The 20,083-nt window shown below is 47.0% G+C and carries 21 protein-coding genes; 16 read left to right on the top strand and 5 right to left on the bottom strand.

Translation table 11 applies throughout. From position 1 onward, the window contains the following. Positions 1 to 284: 284 nt before the first annotated feature. From B5D35_RS06425 to B5D35_RS24775, 4 genes are read left to right on the top strand one after another with little or no spacing between them, the layout of a single operon-like run. Positions 285 to 806 (top strand): MATE family efflux transporter, encoded by a 522-nt coding sequence (locus tag B5D35_RS06425; RefSeq protein WP_078751771.1) that lies wholly within the window; start codon positions 285 to 287, stop codon positions 804 to 806. A gap of 31 nt (positions 807 to 837) precedes the next feature. Beyond that, positions 838 to 1,704, top strand: coding sequence for an MATE family efflux transporter (locus B5D35_RS06420; RefSeq protein WP_078751770.1), 867 nt, complete (start codon positions 838 to 840; stop codon positions 1,702 to 1,704). After that, on the top strand, positions 1,688 to 2,104 hold the full coding sequence (locus B5D35_RS25465; protein ID WP_078751769.1) for a helix-turn-helix domain-containing protein: 417 nt from the start codon (positions 1,688 to 1,690) through the stop codon (positions 2,102 to 2,104). The genes B5D35_RS06420 and B5D35_RS25465 overlap by 17 nt, the downstream gene beginning before the upstream one ends. Further along, positions 2,032 to 2,652 carry an AraC family transcriptional regulator gene (locus B5D35_RS24775; protein WP_244556512.1) on the top strand — a complete coding sequence of 207 codons (621 nt, stop codon included), beginning with the start codon at positions 2,032 to 2,034 and terminating at the stop codon, positions 2,650 to 2,652. The genes B5D35_RS25465 and B5D35_RS24775 overlap by 73 nt, the downstream gene beginning before the upstream one ends. On the opposite strand, the gene B5D35_RS06405 is transcribed toward B5D35_RS24775, so the two are convergent. Both B5D35_RS06405 and B5D35_RS06400 read right to left on the bottom strand, forming a co-directional pair. Continuing rightward, positions 2,653 to 2,961, bottom strand: coding sequence for a DUF3301 domain-containing protein (locus tag B5D35_RS06405; RefSeq protein ID WP_078751767.1), 309 nt, complete (start codon positions 2,959 to 2,961; stop codon positions 2,653 to 2,655). Next, complete coding sequence (locus B5D35_RS06400; protein WP_078751766.1) at positions 2,958 to 3,998, bottom strand: DUF3549 family protein; 1,041 nt, start codon at positions 3,996 to 3,998, stop codon at positions 2,958 to 2,960. The genes B5D35_RS06405 and B5D35_RS06400 overlap by 4 nt, the downstream gene beginning before the upstream one ends. Positions 3,999 to 4,199: 201 nt before the next feature. Between B5D35_RS06400 and B5D35_RS06395 the strand changes: the two genes are divergently transcribed. Together B5D35_RS06395 and truC are read left to right on the top strand one after the other, a co-directional pair. After that, entirely contained in the window at positions 4,200 to 4,526 is a 327-nt protein-coding gene (locus B5D35_RS06395; protein ID WP_078751765.1) for a YqcC family protein, read from the top strand. Between the two features lie 6 nt (positions 4,527 to 4,532). Next, positions 4,533 to 5,264: a tRNA pseudouridine(65) synthase TruC gene (truC, locus tag B5D35_RS06390; RefSeq protein ID WP_078751764.1), complete on the top strand. Its 732-nt coding sequence runs from the start codon at positions 4,533 to 4,535 to the stop codon at positions 5,262 to 5,264. A 46-nt stretch (positions 5,265 to 5,310) separates the two neighbouring features. Here the strand turns inward: truC and B5D35_RS06385 are convergent, their stop codons facing one another. From B5D35_RS06385 to map, 3 genes are all read right to left on the bottom strand, one after another. Then, positions 5,311 to 5,688: a DUF3461 family protein gene (locus tag B5D35_RS06385; protein ID WP_078751763.1), complete on the bottom strand. Its 378-nt coding sequence runs from the start codon at positions 5,686 to 5,688 to the stop codon at positions 5,311 to 5,313. Between the two features lie 164 nt (positions 5,689 to 5,852). Further along, the gene (glnD, locus tag B5D35_RS06380; protein ID WP_078751762.1) at positions 5,853 to 8,474 is read right to left on the bottom strand and encodes a bifunctional uridylyltransferase/uridylyl-removing protein GlnD; all 2,622 of its coding nucleotides are present in this window, start codon (positions 8,472 to 8,474) and stop codon (positions 5,853 to 5,855) included. Positions 8,475 to 8,534: 60 nt separating this feature from the next. Continuing rightward, positions 8,535 to 9,332 carry a type I methionyl aminopeptidase gene (map, locus tag B5D35_RS06375; protein WP_078751761.1) on the bottom strand — a complete coding sequence of 266 codons (798 nt, stop codon included), beginning with the start codon at positions 9,330 to 9,332 and terminating at the stop codon, positions 8,535 to 8,537. Between the two features lie 330 nt (positions 9,333 to 9,662). On the opposite strand from map, the gene rpsB reads away from it, so the two are divergent. From rpsB to B5D35_RS06325, 10 genes are all read left to right on the top strand, one after another. Further along, positions 9,663 to 10,391 (top strand): 30S ribosomal protein S2, encoded by a 729-nt coding sequence (gene rpsB, locus B5D35_RS06370; RefSeq protein ID WP_078751760.1) that lies wholly within the window; start codon positions 9,663 to 9,665, stop codon positions 10,389 to 10,391. Between the two features lie 131 nt (positions 10,392 to 10,522). Then, positions 10,523 to 11,365 (top strand): translation elongation factor Ts, encoded by an 843-nt coding sequence (gene tsf, locus B5D35_RS06365; protein WP_078751759.1) that lies wholly within the window; start codon positions 10,523 to 10,525, stop codon positions 11,363 to 11,365. Positions 11,366 to 11,451: 86 nt separating this feature from the next. After that, positions 11,452 to 12,180 carry a UMP kinase gene (gene pyrH / locus B5D35_RS06360; RefSeq protein ID WP_078751758.1) on the top strand — a complete coding sequence of 243 codons (729 nt, stop codon included), beginning with the start codon at positions 11,452 to 11,454 and terminating at the stop codon, positions 12,178 to 12,180. 57 nt (positions 12,181 to 12,237) lie between these two features. Next, on the top strand, positions 12,238 to 12,795 hold the full coding sequence (frr, locus tag B5D35_RS06355) for a ribosome recycling factor (protein WP_078751757.1): 558 nt from the start codon (positions 12,238 to 12,240) through the stop codon (positions 12,793 to 12,795). Positions 12,796 to 12,870: 75 nt separating this feature from the next. Further along, positions 12,871 to 13,641, top strand: a complete 771-nt coding sequence (locus B5D35_RS06350) for an undecaprenyl pyrophosphate synthase (RefSeq protein WP_078751756.1) — start codon at positions 12,871 to 12,873, stop codon at positions 13,639 to 13,641. 13 nt (positions 13,642 to 13,654) lie between these two features. Further along, positions 13,655 to 14,503: a phosphatidate cytidylyltransferase gene (locus tag B5D35_RS06345; protein WP_170915135.1), complete on the top strand. Its 849-nt coding sequence runs from the start codon at positions 13,655 to 13,657 to the stop codon at positions 14,501 to 14,503. A 65-nt stretch (positions 14,504 to 14,568) separates the two neighbouring features. Beyond that, complete coding sequence (gene ispC, locus B5D35_RS06340; protein WP_078751754.1) at positions 14,569 to 15,765, top strand: 1-deoxy-D-xylulose-5-phosphate reductoisomerase; 1,197 nt, start codon at positions 14,569 to 14,571, stop codon at positions 15,763 to 15,765. After that, positions 15,762 to 17,117, top strand: coding sequence for a sigma E protease regulator RseP (gene rseP, locus B5D35_RS06335; protein WP_078751753.1), 1,356 nt, complete (start codon positions 15,762 to 15,764; stop codon positions 17,115 to 17,117). The genes ispC and rseP overlap by 4 nt, the downstream gene beginning before the upstream one ends. A 33-nt stretch (positions 17,118 to 17,150) precedes the next feature. Then, complete coding sequence (gene bamA / locus B5D35_RS06330) at positions 17,151 to 19,550, top strand: outer membrane protein assembly factor BamA (protein WP_078751752.1); 2,400 nt, start codon at positions 17,151 to 17,153, stop codon at positions 19,548 to 19,550. Positions 19,551 to 19,572: 22 nt separating this feature from the next. Then, positions 19,573 to 20,082, top strand: coding sequence for an OmpH/Skp family outer membrane protein (locus B5D35_RS06325; RefSeq protein ID WP_078751751.1), 510 nt, complete (start codon positions 19,573 to 19,575; stop codon positions 20,080 to 20,082). Position 20,083 lies beyond the last annotated feature (1 nt).

The following is a 20,083-nucleotide window of genomic DNA, read 5'->3' as shown; positions in this document are numbered from 1 at the left end:
AGTCGAGACAGGATGGCTCGATGGGTCAAGGTAAGACCGAAGGACACCTCCAGGAAGGAGAGATAAGGATAGTGCTGAAGGAATCAGCCACTGATCAAGGAATGATGCAGGGAGCACATTCGTAGCCGGATAGCTGCAAGTAAGACCTTAGGGCGCGACGAAAGTCGCGCCCGTTCTTGTTTATGCGCCAACCATTTTCAACGCCATTCAAGTTCGCAATATCTGACAGTTTTTAACATTAGCCACTAGATAGACTGCTTGTTCATCGTGAATAAGGAGTCATCATGAGCCAAGTATCTATCCCGAGTGCAAACGACACGCATCCATTTCTTGTAACACCCATCCTTAAGTTATTTTTCAATATTTTGATTCCGATAGTCATCGCCTTGCTTTTGTCGGGGTTGCACTATTTTATCGACGGTATTTTCATTTCCCTTTATGTTGGGAGCATGGCGATGGGCGCGGTCTCTTTGATTATGCCTGTTCAGTTGTTGATCTCTGCGTTGGCCGCGATGATCTCTGCGGGGGCTGCGGTTCTGATTGCTCGCCAACTTGGTGCTAGAGAGAAAGAAAATGCCAACATGACGTTTTCCGCCGCCAGTGTCCTCGCTTTCATTTTATCGTTGGCATGCGCGTTTATTGGTTATTTCGCCATGGATGAGTTACTGCATTTCTTAAAGGTAACCCCTGCGTTTGACTCTTACGCTGTTGAATATGCTCAACCGATCTTGATCGGTGCTGTTTTGACTATTTGCCTGACGTTGCTTGCTGACTGTTTTGACTATTTGCCTGACGTTGCTTGCTGACTGTTTTCGTGCGCGAGGGAGCATCAATAAAATGACGCAGCTTATGCTCTTGGCTTCTATCTGCAATATTGTCTTTGATTACATCGCGATTGTTGCATTGGGTTGGGGGGTTAAAGGCGCGGCCTATGCGACGATTTCTGCACACGCTTTTGCATTGATCATCGGTGGCATCTGGGTTGCCAAGGGACATTTGGCGCTGAAACTTCGCGCTACTATAGACCTTCAGCGGATGGGGGCAATCATGCTGCTTGGTTCTCCCGTTCTTGTCGCACAAGCGGGAACGGCGGTTCAAAGTGGTTTAGTGAATCTGCAATTCGCGAGTCTTGGCGAGGTGGAGTGGGTGATTGCCTATGGAATATTAGGCCGTTATGCCATGGTTGCATTTCTGCCCATCATTGCCATGCTCATTGCTTTTCAAACCATTTGCAGTTTTAACCATGGCGCTGGACAGGTCGATCGCGTACGTCAAAGCATCGTGGTTGCGTTTACGGCTGTGACGATTTATGCCTCTGTGATTACTCTGATATTGGTACTCTTTCCGTCTCAACTTCTGTCTTTGTTTGCAACAGATCTTGATTTGATCGGGTATGGTAAGACGTTGATATATCAAACGGTGTGGGGCTTGCCACTGGTGGGCGTTACTATCATTGCAACCGGGTATTACCAATCACTCGGGTTGGGAGGGAAAGCGACGATTTACAGTGCAGTGAGAATTTTCATCCTGTTTATGCCGTTGGTCAATATATTGCCATCGGTGATTGGGGTTTACGGCATATTGATAGCACTGTTGTTGGCTGATTTACTCAGTCCTTTGGTTGTGGGTTGGCTTTGCCGTAAAGAACTAAAACGCATTTTCTGGCAGGAAGCGGTGGTTAGTTACCATGCACACGAGTCGTAATTTAAGTGCCAAAAGCTTTCTAGAATATCATCGGCGTTTATCTCCGGTGTTAACTTGGATGCAGGACTCCCCTGAAGTGCCATTGAGCTTGGAAAAAGCGTCCCAGCTTAGCTGTTTTTCTAAATTTCATTTTTTACGCGTGTTTCAGGCATTAATAGGTGAATCGTTTAACGAATATAAAAATCGTATTCGTGTTGAACGGGCCGCTACGATACTGCTGACTCACCCTAAAAGACGCGTAACAGATGTTGCGATGCAGTTGGGCTATTCTTCGAGTGAGAACTTCACACGCGCTTTTAAAATACGATTTGGAACCCCCCGAGTTCATTGTCAAACCTCTCCAAGCTTGAAAAAATCAAAGGCCAGCTCACGCCACCCGATTTTGACTTGCAACGTCTAGAATCGTTTCATCGTTGGTCTGCGGCTGCAAGTATGGGGACGCCATTGATACCAGAAAAAATGATGGTGTTACCAGATACTGTACTTTGCGCCCTGTACTCAAAATCAGGGTACAGACAAGAGGGTATCTTAGAGGTATGGACAACCTTGATGTCGTGGCTCAGGGAGCAAAAGGTTGCCCCAGAAGATATTCAGCGTTTGGCTCGTTGCCATGATAGTCCTGTTTTTACGCCGGCGGAAAAATGCCGTTACGAAGCTGCGTTAAGTCTACCCGCCACGTTGGACATTGCCATTGAACCGCCTTTTCAGAAAGCGACACTCCCTGGAGGCAGGTACGCTGCCTTTCGTTTTAAAGGATCTCCAGAACAGATGGAGGGCTTTCAGACTCGCCTGTTTACGGATTGGTTACCTTTTAGTGGCTTTGAACCCGATGCAGCTCCAATCATCGAGTTCTATGATAAGCCACATCCTGACACCAATGATGAAACAACCCAGCTTGTGTTAGATGTGTTGGTGCTACTCAAAGTAAAAAGCCTGAAGTGGGGATGATCACGGCTCCTGCATTGGGTACGCAGGCATATAGACTTCCTGAATATGCTTGCCTCTCATCACGGCATAACCTTGATAGCAGTCCAATCCGTTAACCGAAAACTCAAAGTAGTAACGGGTCTGAATATTTAGTGGTCTTTTTGGCCAGCCAAAAGAATGGCTGCCACGGGCGATAGAGAGTAGTTGTACATCAACTTGTTGGCATCGACGTTGGATATGCTGTCGCGCTATTTCTGTCTGGTTGCGTTGTTGCCAGAACAATGCCCCGATAGCGGTAATGGCGACGATCCAAAAAAGATCCGTGATCATGACTGTTTTACCGACTTCTGTAGCTGTTTAACCGCATGCATCAATTGGGTAGACGCACTGCCATGTAAAAGAGAAAGCACTTGGGGGCGCAAGCTAGGGATCATCACAAGGTCTGCGACCATTTGCTGAAAGAACATTTGATCGTTTTGCTCCGCAACAGCAATCAAAAATCGATCAAGTAAGGCATTATCACTCAGAGATGACCAGCAACGTCCTGCAATCGCAATCAGCATTTCTTTATGTCGTAGAGACGTTTCTTCTAGTACAAGGGTGACCATATTCTGTAGACGTGCTAAGTCAGTACCAGATAGCGCACGCAGATAAGCGGTTAGCATAAAAAGGTCTACCTCTTTACTGCTGAGCATTGCCCTCATCTCTTCTTCTAACCGTTCAGCAACGGAAGACGGAATATCACAGTGCTCCAAGCAGCCCAGTAGCGCGTAACGTGGTGTTTCAGGCATTTTTTTGAGCGATCTACGAATACGCGTGGTGTTGTTATGGCTATTCATGCGCGCGCAGATGTCGGCGATCCCTTGTAGTCCGACTCCTTGCCACTCAGACCAATCAAGCTCACCGGACAGGTAATGTTGTGTATGGTCATAATATTGGCTGGCGGGTTGTCCCAGTTTTGCTGTGAGAAAGGCATGGAACATCGCCTTCTTGTCATCTTGTGGACTATAAGTATACGGGTTGTTTACCAGCTTTTCTTTTTCTTCATCTGTCGGGGTTTTGTCTAGGCTTGCGCCCATGGCCTGAGCAACATATTGAATGAAATCGCCAAGTGCCGCCTGTTTTAACAAACCTCGTTCATCCAACGGCATTTTCAAAAACCAAACCCAAGGCGATTGCCCTTTTGGCCAAAATGCAATGCCAAACTGTGCATGCTGTTGGATAGGATAGGGATAAGCCACACGGTTTTCTTCGATGGACACAAAATCCTGTTGGCTGATTTCTGTTACACGCCGACTGAGGTCGTAGACGAGATAATCACATTTGGCCTGATTGAAGATGGCATGAAGAGAAAGCGAATTTTCCATATTACTTCTAATGTTGTTGCCATCAAGTGGCTGTGAGTGAAACGGGGTCAGTATACTTGTATACCTAAACAACCTGAAATCTTGCACCTTGAGGTTGTTTAGGTATCGATTAGGTGTGTTTTCACTGACCACGGTGTTTTTTTGATATGCTTGCGCGAGGACAGAATTTCAACCCATGCAGCCAAAGAAGAGAGTAAATTCATGAGCCAACATCAAAAAGTCGGTGTATTACTGCTTCAGCTCAAAGAGACATTAGCACAACACGGCCACTGGCAAAATCAAGCGCCGTCTGATGACAAGCTAGCAAGCTCTGAGCCTTTTGCTATTAATACCTTGTCGTGTACCGAATGGCTGCAATGGATTTTCATTCCTAAGATGCAGTTTTTAGTCGATCATCAATTTCCATTACCCGAGTCTTTCAGTATTTCGCCTTATGTTCAGGAGGCACTGAAAGGTAGCAAAGGGCATGTTGACATCACCGATGTCACTGTTGATATTGACGCGTTATTCAGTGGTACTTCGCAGTAAAATATTATGCAAACAGAACTTGAAATCATCTACCGCGATGAATGGCTCATTGCGGTGAACAAGCCGTCAGGCATGCTGGTCCATCGTTCTTGGCTGGATAAAGGCGAAACCCGTTTTGTTATGCAAACTTTGCGTGATCAAATTGGACAACATGTTTTCCCTCTTCACCGGTTGGATAGACCAACCTCAGGCGTTTTATTGTTCGCGCTCTCTTCGGAGATGGCGGCGGAAATGATGCCGAAATTTGCCGGTCGTGATATTCAAAAAACGTATCATGCTGTTGTGAGAGGTTGGATAAAAGAAGGGGCGACGCTTGATTACCCGTTGAAAGAAGAGCTAGATAAAATCGCGGATAAAAAGGCAAAAAAGGAACCTGAAGCAAAAGAAGCGGTGACGGAGTATGCCCCCGTTGCTTATTGTGAATTACCTATCGCATTGGGCCGTTACCAAAGTTGTCGGTATACCTTGGTCGAAATGAAACCGCATACTGGCCGTAAGCACCAACTTCGTCGTCATATGCACCATTTGAATCACCATATCGTAGGCGATGTAAATCATGGTGATGGTCGACATAATCGACTGTTTCGTCAGGAGTTTGAGTGTCACCAGCTGTTACTTCATGCTTCCCGTTCTGAATTTCAACATCCTGTGACGAATGAGCAGGTCGTGGTTGAAGCAAGCGTTGATTCTGTGTGGCGACGTGTATTGGATGGCTTGGGTTGGAACGACCAACTCTAGGTGATAAGGAAACCGCCAGTAGGCGGTTTCGATGTTTGTTGCGGATTTAGAGCTTTTCCAGATCCGCTTCGATTTCGGCTATTTTGCCTGCAACGACTTTCTCTAGATGACGAAGGTCGCGAAGTATCTTCTTCTTCACGTCTTGCTCGGATTGATCTCGGCGAACAATTTTGTCTAATTCATCAACCACCAGAGATAAACTACGATTGATTTCGGTGACTTCTCTGAAACGGCCACTGCCGCTATCGACGACAACATTTTTACGTTGGCGCGGGTATTTGAATTTTACGCTTTTAGCAAACAGTTCGCCTTTGGCTTTGTGAAAGTAGATTTTCAGTGTGTCCGAATTCGCTTCCTGACGAAGGGTGTAACGTTCAATATTTTCTGGTTTCTCAATACCGATGTTTTTCAAATTCTGGTACATAACTGCCTCTCTTCGTCCACACAGACCATGGTTTCAACTACTTACTGTTCATTTTAGCAGCACCTGACTGCCACCCCCAATAGAAGTAATGATCAAAGTCTGAGACTTGTGGTAGAGATCGACAGACATCCTGATTTACGTTGTAAACCTAGTTTCATATTTGGTCAGTCTGCATCATTTAACGTATTAAATAGCGCTTCCTTGAGTGCCAATTGTGCGTCTTCATTCAGTGCCAACCTTTCACCATCAGTGACAATGAAAAAGTCTTCCGCTCTTTCACCAATCGTCGTGATTTTTGCCGCTTGAAGAGAAACCCCTTGTCGTGCAAACACCGCACCGACGCGTGCCAATAGACCAGGTTTATCGAGGGCAACGAGTTCGAGCAAAGTTCGGCGCCCTGTGCGTGTGGGCAGGAAGGTCACCTGTGTTTTGACATTAAAGGCCATCAGTTTACGCGGAGCGCGTCGGACGGGGAGAGTGATCTGCCCTTGTTGCATCAGCGCGTGGTGTACGCCATCGCGTATAGTGTCGTGGCGGTCTGAAGGAATCGCCTCATTGTTGGCATCCAGCACCATGAACGTATCTAGCGTAAAGCCGTCCTTGCTGGTCATGATCTGCGCGTCATGAACACTGAGGTTTTTCTTGTCCAATGCGGCTACAACACGGGCAAAAAGGCTTGGTTTGTCTTCGCTATAGACAAAAATCTCCGTCCCGCCTCGCGTGGCATTTTTGCTGACCAATACCAAAGGTTCTGAGTCAGTATGGTTCAGTATGTGTTCGCTATGCCAAGCAATTTGTTTGTGGGTATGGCGAAGGAAATAGTCCGCTTTAAACCGTTGCCAGAGCAACTCAATATCACGAGGTGCGAAGCCATGCTTGCGCAGGATCGCTGCGGCTAAATGTTGATTGTGACGGATTCGCTCTCGAACATCTGGGGGGTTTTCCAAGCCTCGGCGTAGCGCTTTTTGCGTAGAGTAATAAAGCTCTGCCAGTAAAGTGCGTTTCCAGCTATTCCAAAGCTCTGGGTTCGTGGCATTAATGTCTGCGACGGTTAAGCAAATCAGATAATCCAACCGCTCTTCATCACGTACCTTCTGTGCAAACTCGGTGATGACCTCTGGGTCGTAAATATCTCGTCGTTGTGCAGTCACAGACATCAGCAGATGATTGCCAACCAGCCAACTGACAAGGTTTGCTTCGGGCCGCGAAAATCCGTGGTCAATGCAGAACGTGTAGGCTTCTTTAGCACCAATTTCTGAATGGTCACCGCCGCGGCCTTTACCGATATCGTGGAATATTGCCGCGAGCAGCAAGAGCTCGGGTTTTGCCAATCGAGGCAGTACATCACAGCAAATCGGGTGCTTTTCCCTGTTTTCTTCTTGAGCAAATCGGTTTATGTGTTTGAGCAAACGGACGGTGTGCTCATCCACGGTATAGGCGTGAAATAAATCAAATTGCATTTGGCCAACAATTTGGCTCCACTGAGGGAGATAAGCAGAAAGCACGCCGTGTTTGTACATTAAAGAAAACGCTTTGTGTAGTGCGTTGGGGTGGCGTGTTAGTGCAATGAACTTTTCTTTTGCTTCGGGAATATCGCAAAGAAAGCGATTCAATCGGCGCCGTGCTGTGCGCAATTGACGCAAGGTCGGTGCGGAAATGGACTCAATGGACTTGTCATTGGCGATATGGAGAAACATATCAATGATGGTGTCGGGACGCGCCTGGAACAACGCCGGTTTTCGCGCTTCAATTTGCCGCCCTTTACGCTGAAAGTCATCACTTAATATTTCAATTTTCTTGTTGTCCGGCTCGTCATTTATTTCTAGCTCGAACAAGCGGATCAGCATTTTATTCAGTTCTGACACGCGACCCAACGTACGGTAGAAATCCTTCATCATCATTTCAACGCCGCGATTGCCTTCGCCTTGATATCCCAATGTATCAGCGACAGAGGGTTGATGAGAAAAAGTCAGGCGGTTGTCGTAGCGGCGAAGTTCGATATGTAAGGCAAATCGAATGCGCCAAAGAACAGTTTGGCATTCATCCAATTCGCGAAACTCTGCGTCAGTCAGAAAACCGTATTTACTCATTTCTCTTAAACTTGTCGCGCCAAAGTGACGGCGAGCAATCCAGCTCAGAGTATGGATGTCACGCAGGCCTCCTGGGCTGGATTTGATATCCGGCTCTAGGTTATAGGCGGTGTCGTGATACCGAGCATGCCGATCTGTTTGTTCTTTTACTTTTGCTTTAAAGAATCTTTCGCTGGGCCAGAAATGTTCGGAATGGATACTGGTTTTCAGTGCATGGTATATGCGTTCACTGCCACAGAGCAGACGCGCTTCCTGTAAGTTGGTGGCGACGGTGAGATCGTCCAAGCCTACGTCCATACATTCTGCCAGGGTACGAACACTGTGTCCGACTTCGAGTTTCAGATCCCAAAGCAAGGTGACAAACTCACTGATCCGTTGCTGGTATTTTTTGTCGATACAACCTTCGCTGAGGATTAATAAATCAATATCAGACAGAGGATGGAGTTCTCGTCGGCCATATCCGCCAACTGCAATTAATGACAAGTTAGGGTGATGGTCGAAACCATAGTGCAGCCAGAGGCGTGAGAGTAGAGCGTCAATAAAGTCAGAGCGCTGGTAAACCAATTCATTGACGGAGGTCTGGTTGATAAACGCCGTTTTTTGTTGATCGCCAAAAAGTGCCAGCTGATGTTTAAGGGTTTGCAGATCCAATTGATCAGCAGTCAGGTCTTTGGGGGAGAGCAAAACGTCGTTCATTGTCTTCCTTAACATGAGAAAAAAGTCGGCACAGAGGCCGACTTTCATTTGTTTACGGATTTAGGCGTTGTTTAACATTCGTGGCAGTGACTCGTCACCACGCAATGTCAGGATCTCACAGCCGTTATCAGTGACCACAATGGTGTGTTCCCATTGTGCCGATTTCTTACCGTCGACGGTATAGACAGTCCAGCCGTCGTCTTCATCAAGGATTGTTCCAAACTTGCCTGTATTGATCATCGGCTCGATGGTAAAGCACATTCCTGCCTTCATTACCGTACGATCACTGTTTTTGTAGTGAACAACTTGTGGCTCTTCATGGAATTCAGCACCAATGCCGTGACCACAGTAATCTTTTACAATTGAGTAGCGACGCGGACGGTTTTTGATGAACTTCTGAATTTCTGTCCCTAAATCACCGATGCGTGCGCCGGGTTTTACTTTCTTCAATGCCTGATACAGGCTCTCTTGCGCTACATGGCAAAGGGCTTTGTCTTCTGCTGACACTTCACCAACCAGGAACATCTTTGATGTGTCGCCGTGATAGCCGTCTTTAATCACAGTGATGTCGATGTTAATGATGTCGCCGTCTTTCAGCACGTCGGTTTCGTTAGGGATGCCGTGGCATACGATGTGGTTGATCGAGGTACAAATCGACTTAGGGAAACCGTGGTAGTTCAGCGGCGCAGGGATCGCTTGCTGGGTTTCAGTGATGTACTTGTGGCAAATGTCATCCAGCTCTTTGGTCGTCACGCCCGCTTTGACGTGAGGTTCAATCATTTCCAATACGTCGGCTGCAAGGCGACCGGCTACACGCATTTTCTCAATTTCTTCAGCCGTTTTAATTTTGGCGCTCATTGCTTTCTCTCGGTTAGTTCCCCCGTTTTTGATAGTTATCTCAACGAGGGAATGTGTAACTGCATTTAGTACATATTATCAATCGCATCGTCATGAGGGAACCGTACACGACAAACGAGGCACTTTTTTCTTCTGGATTCAGAGGTGGTTTTTATGGTATAAAGCACGCCGAAATACGCCTTCATGGTTAATCATTAAAACTGGTTCTATGATGACGGTTTCACCAAAGACTATTTAATTAACTCACACACGTATCGACACATGCACCGGGGTGCCCTTAAGGGTCGGTTGTATGGGATATGTGGAGGCCTAACCCCAAGAGGATTTATAATGGCTACTGTTTCAATGCGCGACATGCTTAAAGCTGGTGTTCACTTCGGTCACCAAACTCGTTACTGGAACCCTAAGATGAAACCTTTCATCTTCGGTGCACGTAACAAGGTTCATATCATCAACCTAGAAAAAACTGTACCAATGTTCAACGACGTACTGGCTGAGCTGACCAAAGTTGGTGAGCGTAAAGGTAAAGTACTTTTCGTTGGTACTAAGCGTGCCGCTAGCGAATCTGTAAAAGCAGCTGCAGAAAGCTGTGACCAGTACTACGTGAACAACCGTTGGTTGGGCGGTATGCTGACCAACTGGAAAACAGTTCGCATGTCAATCAAACGTCTGAAAGAGCTAGAAGTTCAATCTACTGACGGTACTTTTGAGAAGCTGACTAAGAAAGAAGCTCTGATGCGTACTCGTGAGATGGAAAAACTAGAGAAATCTCTGGGCGGTATCAAGAACATGGGCGGTCTTCCAGACGCATTGTTCGTAATCGATGCTGATCACGAGCACATCGCGATCAAAGAAGCGAACAACCTGGGTATCCCAGTATACGCAGTAGTTGATACTAACTCTGATCCAGACGGCGTTGACTTCGTTATCCCAGGTAACGACGATGCAATCCGTGCTGTTCAACTGTACCTGAACGCTGCTGCTCTATCTTACAAAGAAGGCCGTAGCCAGGATATCGTTGCTCAAGCAGAAGACGAGCTGGTTGAAGTAGCTGAGTAAGACAACTGCTCCTTATGAGCGTTCTTAGCCATCAGGCTGTCATAGACAGTACTGTATGCTAAGTAGGTTAGCAGGGGCCCAATATTGGCCCCTGATTTTTACCCTAATTGTTTCGAATCGAGGAATGAACAATGGCTGTTACCGCTGCCCTGGTAAAAGAACTGCGCGAACGCACTGGCGCAGGCATGATGGAATGTAAGAAAGCGCTGGTAGAAACTGACGGCGACATCGAGCTGGCAATTGAAAACATGCGTAAGTCTGGTGCTGCTAAAGCTGCTAAGAAAGCAGGTAACCTAGCTGCTGAAGGCGCAATCATCATCAAAGAAACTGATGGTGTTGCAGCTCTGGTAGAAGTTAACTGCCAAACTGACTTCGTAGCAAAAGACGGTAACTTCACTGCATTCGCAAACGAAGTTGCTGAAGCTGCTCTAGCGTCAAAAGCAACTGTTGAAGAACTGCAAGCGCAATTCGAAGAAGCGCGTGTTGCTCTGGTTGCGAAAATCGGTGAGAACATCTCTATCCGTCGCGTAGCTTATGTTGAAGGTACTGCGATTGCTTCTTACCGTCACGGTGAGCGCATCGGTGTTGTTGTTGCTGGTGAAGGCGACGCAGAAACTCTGAAGCACATTGCAATGCACGTTGCTGCATCTCGCCCAGAGTACGTGAACCCATCTGATGTTCCTGCTGACGTAGTTGCTAAAGAACGTGAAGTTCAAGTTGAAATCGCGATGAACGAAGGCAAGCCTAAAGAAATCGCAGAGAAAATGGTTGAAGGCCGTATGAAGAAATTCACCGGCGAAGTTTCTCTGACTGGTCAACCTTTCATCATGGAACCTAAGAAAACTGTAGGTGAAGTGCTGAAAGAGAAAGGCGCGTCAGTCTCTATTTTCATCCGCCTAGAAGTTGGTGAAGGTATCGAGAAAGCAGCAAGCATGAGCTTTGCTGAAGAAGTTGCAGCTGCTCAAAAAGGTTAATTCCTTTTGAGAGCCCAAAAGACCGCAGAACCCTGCGGTCTTTTTACAATCCCATCCGTAGAAGTAAGTGCCTAAAGGTAGTGAGCATGACTACAAATCCAAAACCAGCCTATCAACGAATTTTGCTTAAATTGAGCGGCGAAGCGCTCCAAGGAAAAGAAGGCTTCGGTATCGATCCAGCTGTACTTGATCGTATGGCGCAAGAAATCAAAGAACTGGTAGAACTTGGTGTCCAAGTTGGTCTGGTAATTGGTGGTGGTAACCTATTCCGTGGTGCAGGTCTTGCCGAAGCGGGTATGAACAGGGTTGTGGGCGACCACATGGGTATGCTGGCGACTGTGATGAACGGTCTGGCAATGCGTGATGCACTGCATCGTGCCTATGTGAACGCGCGGGTAATGTCGGCAATTCCTTTGAATGGCGTGTGTGACAGCTATAACTGGGCAGAGGCTATTAGCCAACTGCGCAATGGTCGTGTGGTTATTTTCTCTGCAGGTACGGGTAACCCGTTCTTTACCACCGATTCAGCAGCCTGTCTGCGCGGTATCGAAATCGAGTCAGACATTGTGATTAAAGCGACCAAAGTAGATGGCGTTTTCACTGATGACCCTGCGAAAAACCCAGATGCTGAACTATACAGCCACCTGAATTATCAAGACGTTCTTGAAAAAGAACTGAAAGTGATGGACTTGGCAGCCTTTACTCTGGCTCGCGATCACAAAATGCCTATTCGTGTTTTCAACATGAATAAGCCAGGCGCGTTGCGTCGAGTTGTGATGGGTGAGCAAGAAGGCACACTAATTAATAACGGTTAATCGAAATTAGTGGCATAATTCCATTCGTTAGAAAAAAGAATCTTCAAGGATACTCTCGTGATCAATGAAATTAACGCAGATGCGAAAGATCGCATGCAAAAAAGCGTTGAAGCGCTGAAGAACACCTTAACTAAAATCCGTACTGGTCGTGCACACCCTGCATTGCTTGATGGTCTGTCAGTAGACTATTACGGTTCAGCGACTCCGCTAAAGCAACTGGCTTCCATCATTGCAGAAGACGCACGTACACTGGCGATCACTGTATTTGATAAGTCCATTACTCAAGCTGTTGAAAAAGTGATTATGACCTCTAGCTTGGGTCTGAACCCAATGTCTGCAGGTACTGTTATTCGTGTTCCATTGCCACCGCTAACCGAAGAGCGTCGTCGTGACCTGGTTAAAATTGTGCGTGGCGAAGCAGAAGGTGGCCGTGTTGCAGTACGTAACATCCGTCGTGATGCGAACAGTGATCTGAAAGCGTTGTTGAAAGAAAAAGACATTTCTGAAGATGACGAGCGTCGTGGTCAAGATGATATCCAGAAGCTGACTGACGCGGCAGTAAAAGAAATTGACGCGATTCTTGAAGCGAAAGAAAAAGAGTTGATGGAAGTATAATTCCGGCTACACTCTGATTCCATTGCCAAAGCGCTGTGCTAGCAGTACAGCGCTTTTTATTTGCGAAGGATAATGATGAGTTCCCAGTCTTCCTATCTAGAAATAGATACCAACCTTCTCCCTAAACACATTGCTGTCATCATGGACGGAAATGGTCGTTGGGCGAAAGCGCGAGGCAAGGCCCGAATGTTTGGGCATAAAGCTGGCGTTGACGCTGTCAGAAAAACGGTTTCCGCTGCCAACCGTCTTGGTATTGGCGTTCTAACGCTTTTTGCATTCAGCAGTGAAAACTGGCGTCGCCCTGAAGAAGAAGTCAGCTTGCTGATGGAGTTATTTGTCACCGTTTTGGGACGTGAAGTGAAACGTCTTCACAAAACTGGTGTAAAGCTCAAAGTTATTGGCGACACCACGCGATTCAGCAAATCGCTACAGGATAAGATTGCTTCAGCGGAAGCATTGACAGCAAACAACACAGGTTTAGTGTTAAACGTTGCTGCCAACTATGGCGGTCAGTGGGATATCCTGCAGGCAGTACAAACGCTGGCAGGTCAGGTTGAACGTGGTGAAATGACACCACAGCAGTTGACTGAAGCGGATATCAGCGCACATTTAACAACGGCGAGTCTTCCAAACGTTGATTTGATGATTCGTACCAGTGGTGAATGTCGCATAAGCAACTTTATGCTTTGGCAGACTGCCTATGCAGAGCTGTATTTTACCGAACAATTTTGGCCGGATTTTGACGAGGTCAGCCTCTCTGAAGCCATAGCTTGGTATGTAAGCCGCGAGCGCCGATTTGGCTGTGCCGGTGAACAAATCCAGGCCATGTTACAAGTAGAAAAATAGAGGGTTTCCTTTGCTGAAACAAAGAGTATTAACGGCTTCTGTGCTAGCCCCCATCGTTATCGCAGCAATTTTCTTTCTGCCGTTACCATTTTTTATTGTTGCCATCGCAGGGGTGACACTTCTTGGCCATTGGGAATGGACCAAATTTGTTGCCTCTTCGTCACGTCTTAAAGCGCTTGCTTTGCCATCCCTTATCTTGCTTGTCTCGTTGTGTGGCCTGTGGCCTGTGACTCAAACGGGATTTGATCTATCTACTGTAAATGGCAGTATTTTGGCACTATTGGGCGCTATCTGGTGGTTGGTCGCAACCGCGATGGTACTTAAATATCCCAAGGCAACGTCGTGGTGGTCTAACAGTGCAATATTGCAACAAGCGTTTGGCGTATTAACACTGCTACCCTTCCTTTGGAGCGTGTCGCTTTTACGTGCGTACGAATATGATAACGCGCCGTATTTGGGTGCGAAGATGGTACTGTTAGTGTGTTTGCTTGTTTGGGCGGCTGATACCGGTGCGTACTTTGCGGGTAAGCGTTTTGGTAAACGTAAGATTGCGCCTGCAGTTAGTCCTAATAAAACAATGGAAGGTTTGATTGGCGGCTTAATTGCGTCTGTCGGTGTTACGCTAGTCGCTGCAAAGGGGTTTTCCATTCCCTTTTCCTCCCTTCCAATGCTCGGTGTCGTGGCGTTGATAACTGCCTTCGCTTCCGTTCTGGGTGATTTAGCGGAAAGCATGTTTAAGCGTGTTGCTGGTGTTAAAGACAGTGGCAGTATCCTGCCTGGGCACGGCGGTATTTTAGACCGCATTGATAGCCTAACCGCAGCTTTCCCTGTGTTCACCGTACTGTATTTCTGGCTAGCATAACGAGTTCACCGGTTTTATACCGGTGAGTTTTATTGATGACAGCACATTTAATAACTGAGTTTTCTATGCGTAAGTTAACGATTCTTGGTGCGACTGGTTCAATTGGAAGCAGCACGCTTTCAGTGGTTGAAAAGAATCTTCAAACCTACGAAATATTTGCATTGGCGGCGAATGCCAACGTGAATGAAATGATACTGCTTTGCTTGAAATGGCGGCCTGCGTTTGCAGCGATGGCTGACGAGAATGCGGCGAAGTCGCTACGTTTAGCGCTGAGCAATCAAGGCTGCCCAACAGAAGTGTTGAGCGGCGAACCTGGACTATGTGCATTGGCGTCTCATGAGGATGTTGATACTGTCATGGCGGCAGTCGTGGGTGCGGCTGGCTTGATACCAACAATGGCGGCTGTGAAGGCGGGTAAGCGGGTCTTGCTGGCGAATAAGGAAGCACTCGTCATGTCAGGGCAGTTCTTTATCGATGCTGTTCATCAATATGGCGCAGAATTATTGCCAGTAGACAGTGAACACAATGCGATTTTCCAATGTCTTCCTGCCTCTATCCAAAAACAACCTGGTATTTGTGACCTTCGTGCTGAAGGTGTGAGTAAGATTTTGCTGACAGGTTCCGGTGGGCCATTCCGCTATACCGACATCAATGCACTCTCTGCGGTCACCCCTGCTCAAGCTATTGCGCATCCCAATTGGTCTATGGGGCCAAAAATCTCTGTCGATTCAGCGACTATGATGAATAAAGGCTTAGAGTATATTGAAGCGCGATGGTTGTTTAATGCCAAGCGTGAGCAATTGGATGCCATTATCCACCCACAGTCTGTCATTCACTCAATGGTGCAGTATCGTGATGGTTCTGTATTGGCACAGATGGGGCATCCTGATATGTGCACGCCAATCGCCTATGCGATGGCATATCCATCACGCATTGATGCAGGTGTTAAACCCTTGGATTTTAGCGAGGTTGGAGAGTTTACATTTATCAAACCTGACTATGATCGCTATCCATGCCTGAAACTGGCTATTGATGCTTGCTATGCCGGACAAGCGGCGACAACAACGCTCAATGCTGCAAACGAAGTGGCCGTAGAGGCTTTTCTTCAAGGTCACATTGGGTTCATGCAAATTGCACAGATTAACGATGCGGTGCTAAATGAGACGACATTGGTCGAACCATTTTGCATTGACAGTCTTTTGGCAACGGATAGTCAAGCTCGTGACTTGGCAAGAAGCTGGATAACGAGGTTAGTGTCATGAGTGGAATTCTCTGGAATCTTCTGTTTTTTTTAGTTGCGCTTGGTATTTTGATTGCCGTACACGAGTTTGGCCATTTTTGGGTTGCCCGTCGATGTGGGGTTAAAGTCGAGCGCTTCTCTATTGGTTTCGGCAAAGCGATTTGGCAGAAAGTGGGAAAAGACGGCACCGAATACACATTGGCGATGATCCCGCTGGGCGGGTATGTAAAAATGCTGGATGGCCGCGTAGATGATATTCCTTCGGGCCAAGAAGCTATGGCATTTAACAACCGCCCGCTTTGGCAGCGAAGCGCGATTGTCGCGGCAGGACCAATCGCGAACTTTCTTTTCGCGATTTTTGCCTACTGGATTGTCATGGTTATGGGTGTGCCCGCCGTGAAACCGGTTGTAGGTGATGTAGCTCAACATTCTATTGCCGCAAACGCGGGAATTGAGCCTGGTATGGAACTAACCGCGGTGTCGGGCATCAAAACTCGGGATTGGGAATCGGTAAATCTGCAGCTTATTTCACATATTGGTGATGAGGAAATGACGCTGTCAGTTAAACCGGACGACAATGCCGCTTATTCCGTGGATAAGCCATTGGATTTGACGTCTTGGTCTTATGATCCAGAGTCTCAATCAGCACTGCGGACTTTAGGTATCACACCGTTCACGCCTGCGATCTCTACGACAATCGCACAGGTCATGGAAAACAGTGCTGCTGAGCGCGCAGGGTTGAAAACCGGGGATGAGTTACTCAGTATTGATCGCGAACCGGTAACCGATTGGACATCAGTCGTTGAGGCGGTTCGTGCAAACCCGGGTAAAAGCATTACCCTCGGAGTGGAAAGATCGGGCGAAAGCGTCGATGTAAACTTGGTGCCAGATATTCGCGAGCAAGGCGAGTTGAACATTGGTTACGCAGGCTTTTCTCCAGAAATAGCAGCGTGGCCTGAGTCCTATCGGTTTACGTTACAATATGGTCCGTTGGACGCGATTCCTGCTGCTATGGATAAAACTTGGCAAGTGGTCGTTCTGACGGCAGAAATGATTAAAAAGTTGTTCACTGGCGATGTGGCAGTGAAAAATTTGAGCGGTCCTATTTCTATTGCCAAAGGGGCAGGGATGACCGCGGACTTTGGTTTGGTATACTTTCTTGGTTTTCTCGCTCTGATCAGCGTGAATTTGGGTATTATAAACCTGTTACCGTTACCTGTACTGGATGGTGGTCACCTGTTGTTCTTCGGCATTGAAGCTGTGACTCGTCGACCCGTTTCAGAAAAAGTTCAGGATATCGGTTACCGAGTTGGCTCAGCCATTATCGTGGTACTGATGGTCGTTGCGATTTTTAATGACGTCGCACGGCTGTAATTCAGCGTTTAGCAAGGAAAAGTCAGAGCAACAATGGCGATGAAAAAACTTTTACTGGCCTCACTCTTATTCTCCGGCTCTGTTACGGCGGCTCCGTTCGTAGTAGATGACATTCAATTTGAGGGCCTACAGCGTGTCAGCTTAGGTGCTGCACTTCTCGCTATGCCTGTTCGCGTTGGCGACAGCATTAGCGACAAAGATGTTTCGGAAATTATCAAGTCCCTATTCTCTACAGGTAACTTCGAAAACGTTCGCGTATTCCGTGATGGTGATGAACTGGTCGTCAAAGTGATTGAACGTCCTACCATTGCGAGCATTTCATTCTCTGGCAATAGCGCCATTAAAGAAGAAATGCTTGGAGAAAACCTGTCAGCGTCAGGATTGCGTGTAGGTGAAGCACTTGATCGCACCAAACTGTCCAACATTGAACAGGGCTTGGAGGATTTCTATTACAGCGTAGGTAAATACAACGCGCTGGTTAATACCATTATCACACCGCTACCTCGTAACCGTGCGGATGTGAAGTTTGTATTTACTGAGGGCGTATCTGCGACCATTCAGCAAATCAACTTCATTGGCAACACGGTCTTTTCTGATGACGAGCTAAAATCAAATTTCGCGCTTCGTGCTAATGTGCCTTGGTGGAATTTCCTCGCGAATGAAAAGTACCAAAAGCAGGCGCTAGCAGGTGATCTTGAAGCGCTGCGGTCTTTCTATCTCAATCGCGGTTACCTTAAGTTTCGTGTCGAGTCGACAAACGTTTCTATCTCCCCTGATAAGAAAGGTGTGTATATCACCTTAAACATTGACGAGGGCGAACCTTATACGGTTTCTGATGTTATTTTCCGTGGCGGCGAAGACAGTCAGCAGTACGAGAGTTTGGTGACGTTTAAGGACGGCGAAGTTTACAACGGTGAACGTGTTACTGCGCTGGAAGACGCCATCAAGAAAAGCTTAGGGGTACAAGGTTATGCTTATCCGCAAGTTACCACTATCCCTGAGTTCAATGATGACGCAAAAACGGTTGCATTGAATGTCAGTGTCGATCCGGGTAAGCGCGTTTATGTCCGAAATATTAAGTTTTCCGGCAACCAAACAACCCGAGACGAAGTTTTGCGGCGTGAAATGCGTCAGATGGAAGGCTCTTGGTTAAATGCCAAATCGGTAGAAACCAGTAAAGAGCGTCTTAACCGCTTGGGTTACTTTGAAACGGTAGATGTTCGCACAACACGCGTGCCAGGCACCGATGACCAAGTTGATGTTGAATATGTGGTAAAAGAAACCAACTCAGGCAGCGTTAATTTTGGTGTGGGTTACGGAACGGAATCAGGCATCAGTTTCCAAGCGGGTATTCAGCAAGATAACTTTGCTGGTACAGGTAACCGCTTTGGTATTAATGCGATGATTAACAGTTACCAAAAAAACCTGACATTGGACTATCGTGACCCGTACTGGACGTTGGATGGCATTAGTCTGGGCGGCAAGATATTTTATAACGAATTTGAAGCGTCAGACGCGAACATCGTTGACTACACCGATAAAAGCTACGGCACAAGTTTGACGTGGGGTTTCCCATTTGATGAGCTGAACTATTTCGATTTTTCCCTTGGCTATACACACCGTCAAATCGAGAACTTGGGTGGCTACTATCAAATCGAGAAGTTCTTGGATTCGATGGGTGATAACGTGACAGAAAACGGTGGCCTAGAAGTGGATGACTTCGATTGGTCAGCGAGTTGGACACGTAACAACCTGAACCGAGGCTTCTTCCCGACAGCAGGTAACTATCAACGTGCTTCTTTCAGCATGACAGTACCTGGTTCGGATGCGCAGTACTTTAAACTTCAGTACGATGCGCGTCAGTATATTCCATTGACCGAATCACATGACTTTTCAGTGTTGCTCCGTGGGCGTTTAGGCTACGGAAACGGTTATGGTAGTAATGGTGAAGACGATTACTTATTGCCATTCTATGAGAATTTCTACGCCGGTGGTTTTTCCACATTGCGTGGTTTCCGCTCTAACACAGCCGGTCCAAAAGCGGTATATGATCAAGGTGCAGGTAATAACCCTGACTTGGTCGGAAGTAATGACTCTGTGGGTGGTAACGCAACCGCATTGGCGAGTGTTGAGTTGATTTTCCCAACACCGTTCGTGTCTGCTGATGTGAGAAACTCTATTCGTACCAGCGTATTTGTTGATGCGGCTTCCGTTTGGGATACCGAATATGACCTTGATGATGCTCGCGTCATCAGTGGCCAAGAATACATCTATGATTACAGCGATCCTTCAAACTATCGCGCGTCGTATGGTGCGGCACTACAGTGGCGTTCTCCAATGGGACCATTGGTGTTTTCTGTTGCCAAACCAATTAAGAGTTTTGAGGGTGATGACGAGGAGTTCTTCACCTTTACCATTGGCCGTACGTTCTGATTTTGAATATTAGGAGAAAAATTTGAAACCATTTATCAAAGCGGCAGGCCTAGGCCTTGTGCTCGTTACCTCAAGTATGTTTGCTCATGCTGCAGAAGCAGCGCAAAAAATTGGATACGTTGCGACAGGTCCTCTGATGGCGCAATTGGCGAAGCAAAGTAACGTGCAAGAAAAGCTGCGTGTTGAGTTTAAAGATCGCATTGCTAAAATCGAACGACTTGAAACAAAAATGAAGATGGACCTCGACAAGCTTAAGCGCAACGGCGAACTCATGAGTGAGGACGAGCGCGTTAAATTGCAGCGTAACCTGCAGTCGATGGATTCAGAATACAAGCTTGAAGTGGCGAACCTGCGTGAAGATGAGCGCAAGCGTGGTGCTGAAGAGCAACGTAAATTGGCGGAAAGAATCCAAAAAGCCATCGAGTCTGTAGCGAAGAAGGAAGGCTACAGCATGGTATTAGAACGTCAGGTTGTGCATTATGCGAGCCCGAAAGACGATATTTCTGAGAAAGTACTTAAAGCAGTAAAATAAG

It is taken from the genome of Enterovibrio nigricans DSM 22720 (assembly GCF_900167155.1).
In the GTDB taxonomy this organism is placed as follows: domain Bacteria; phylum Pseudomonadota; class Gammaproteobacteria; order Enterobacterales; family Vibrionaceae; genus Enterovibrio; species Enterovibrio nigricans.
The sequence above is the reverse complement of the archived record's forward strand: the minus strand, read 5'-3'. Positions and strand labels throughout refer to the sequence as shown.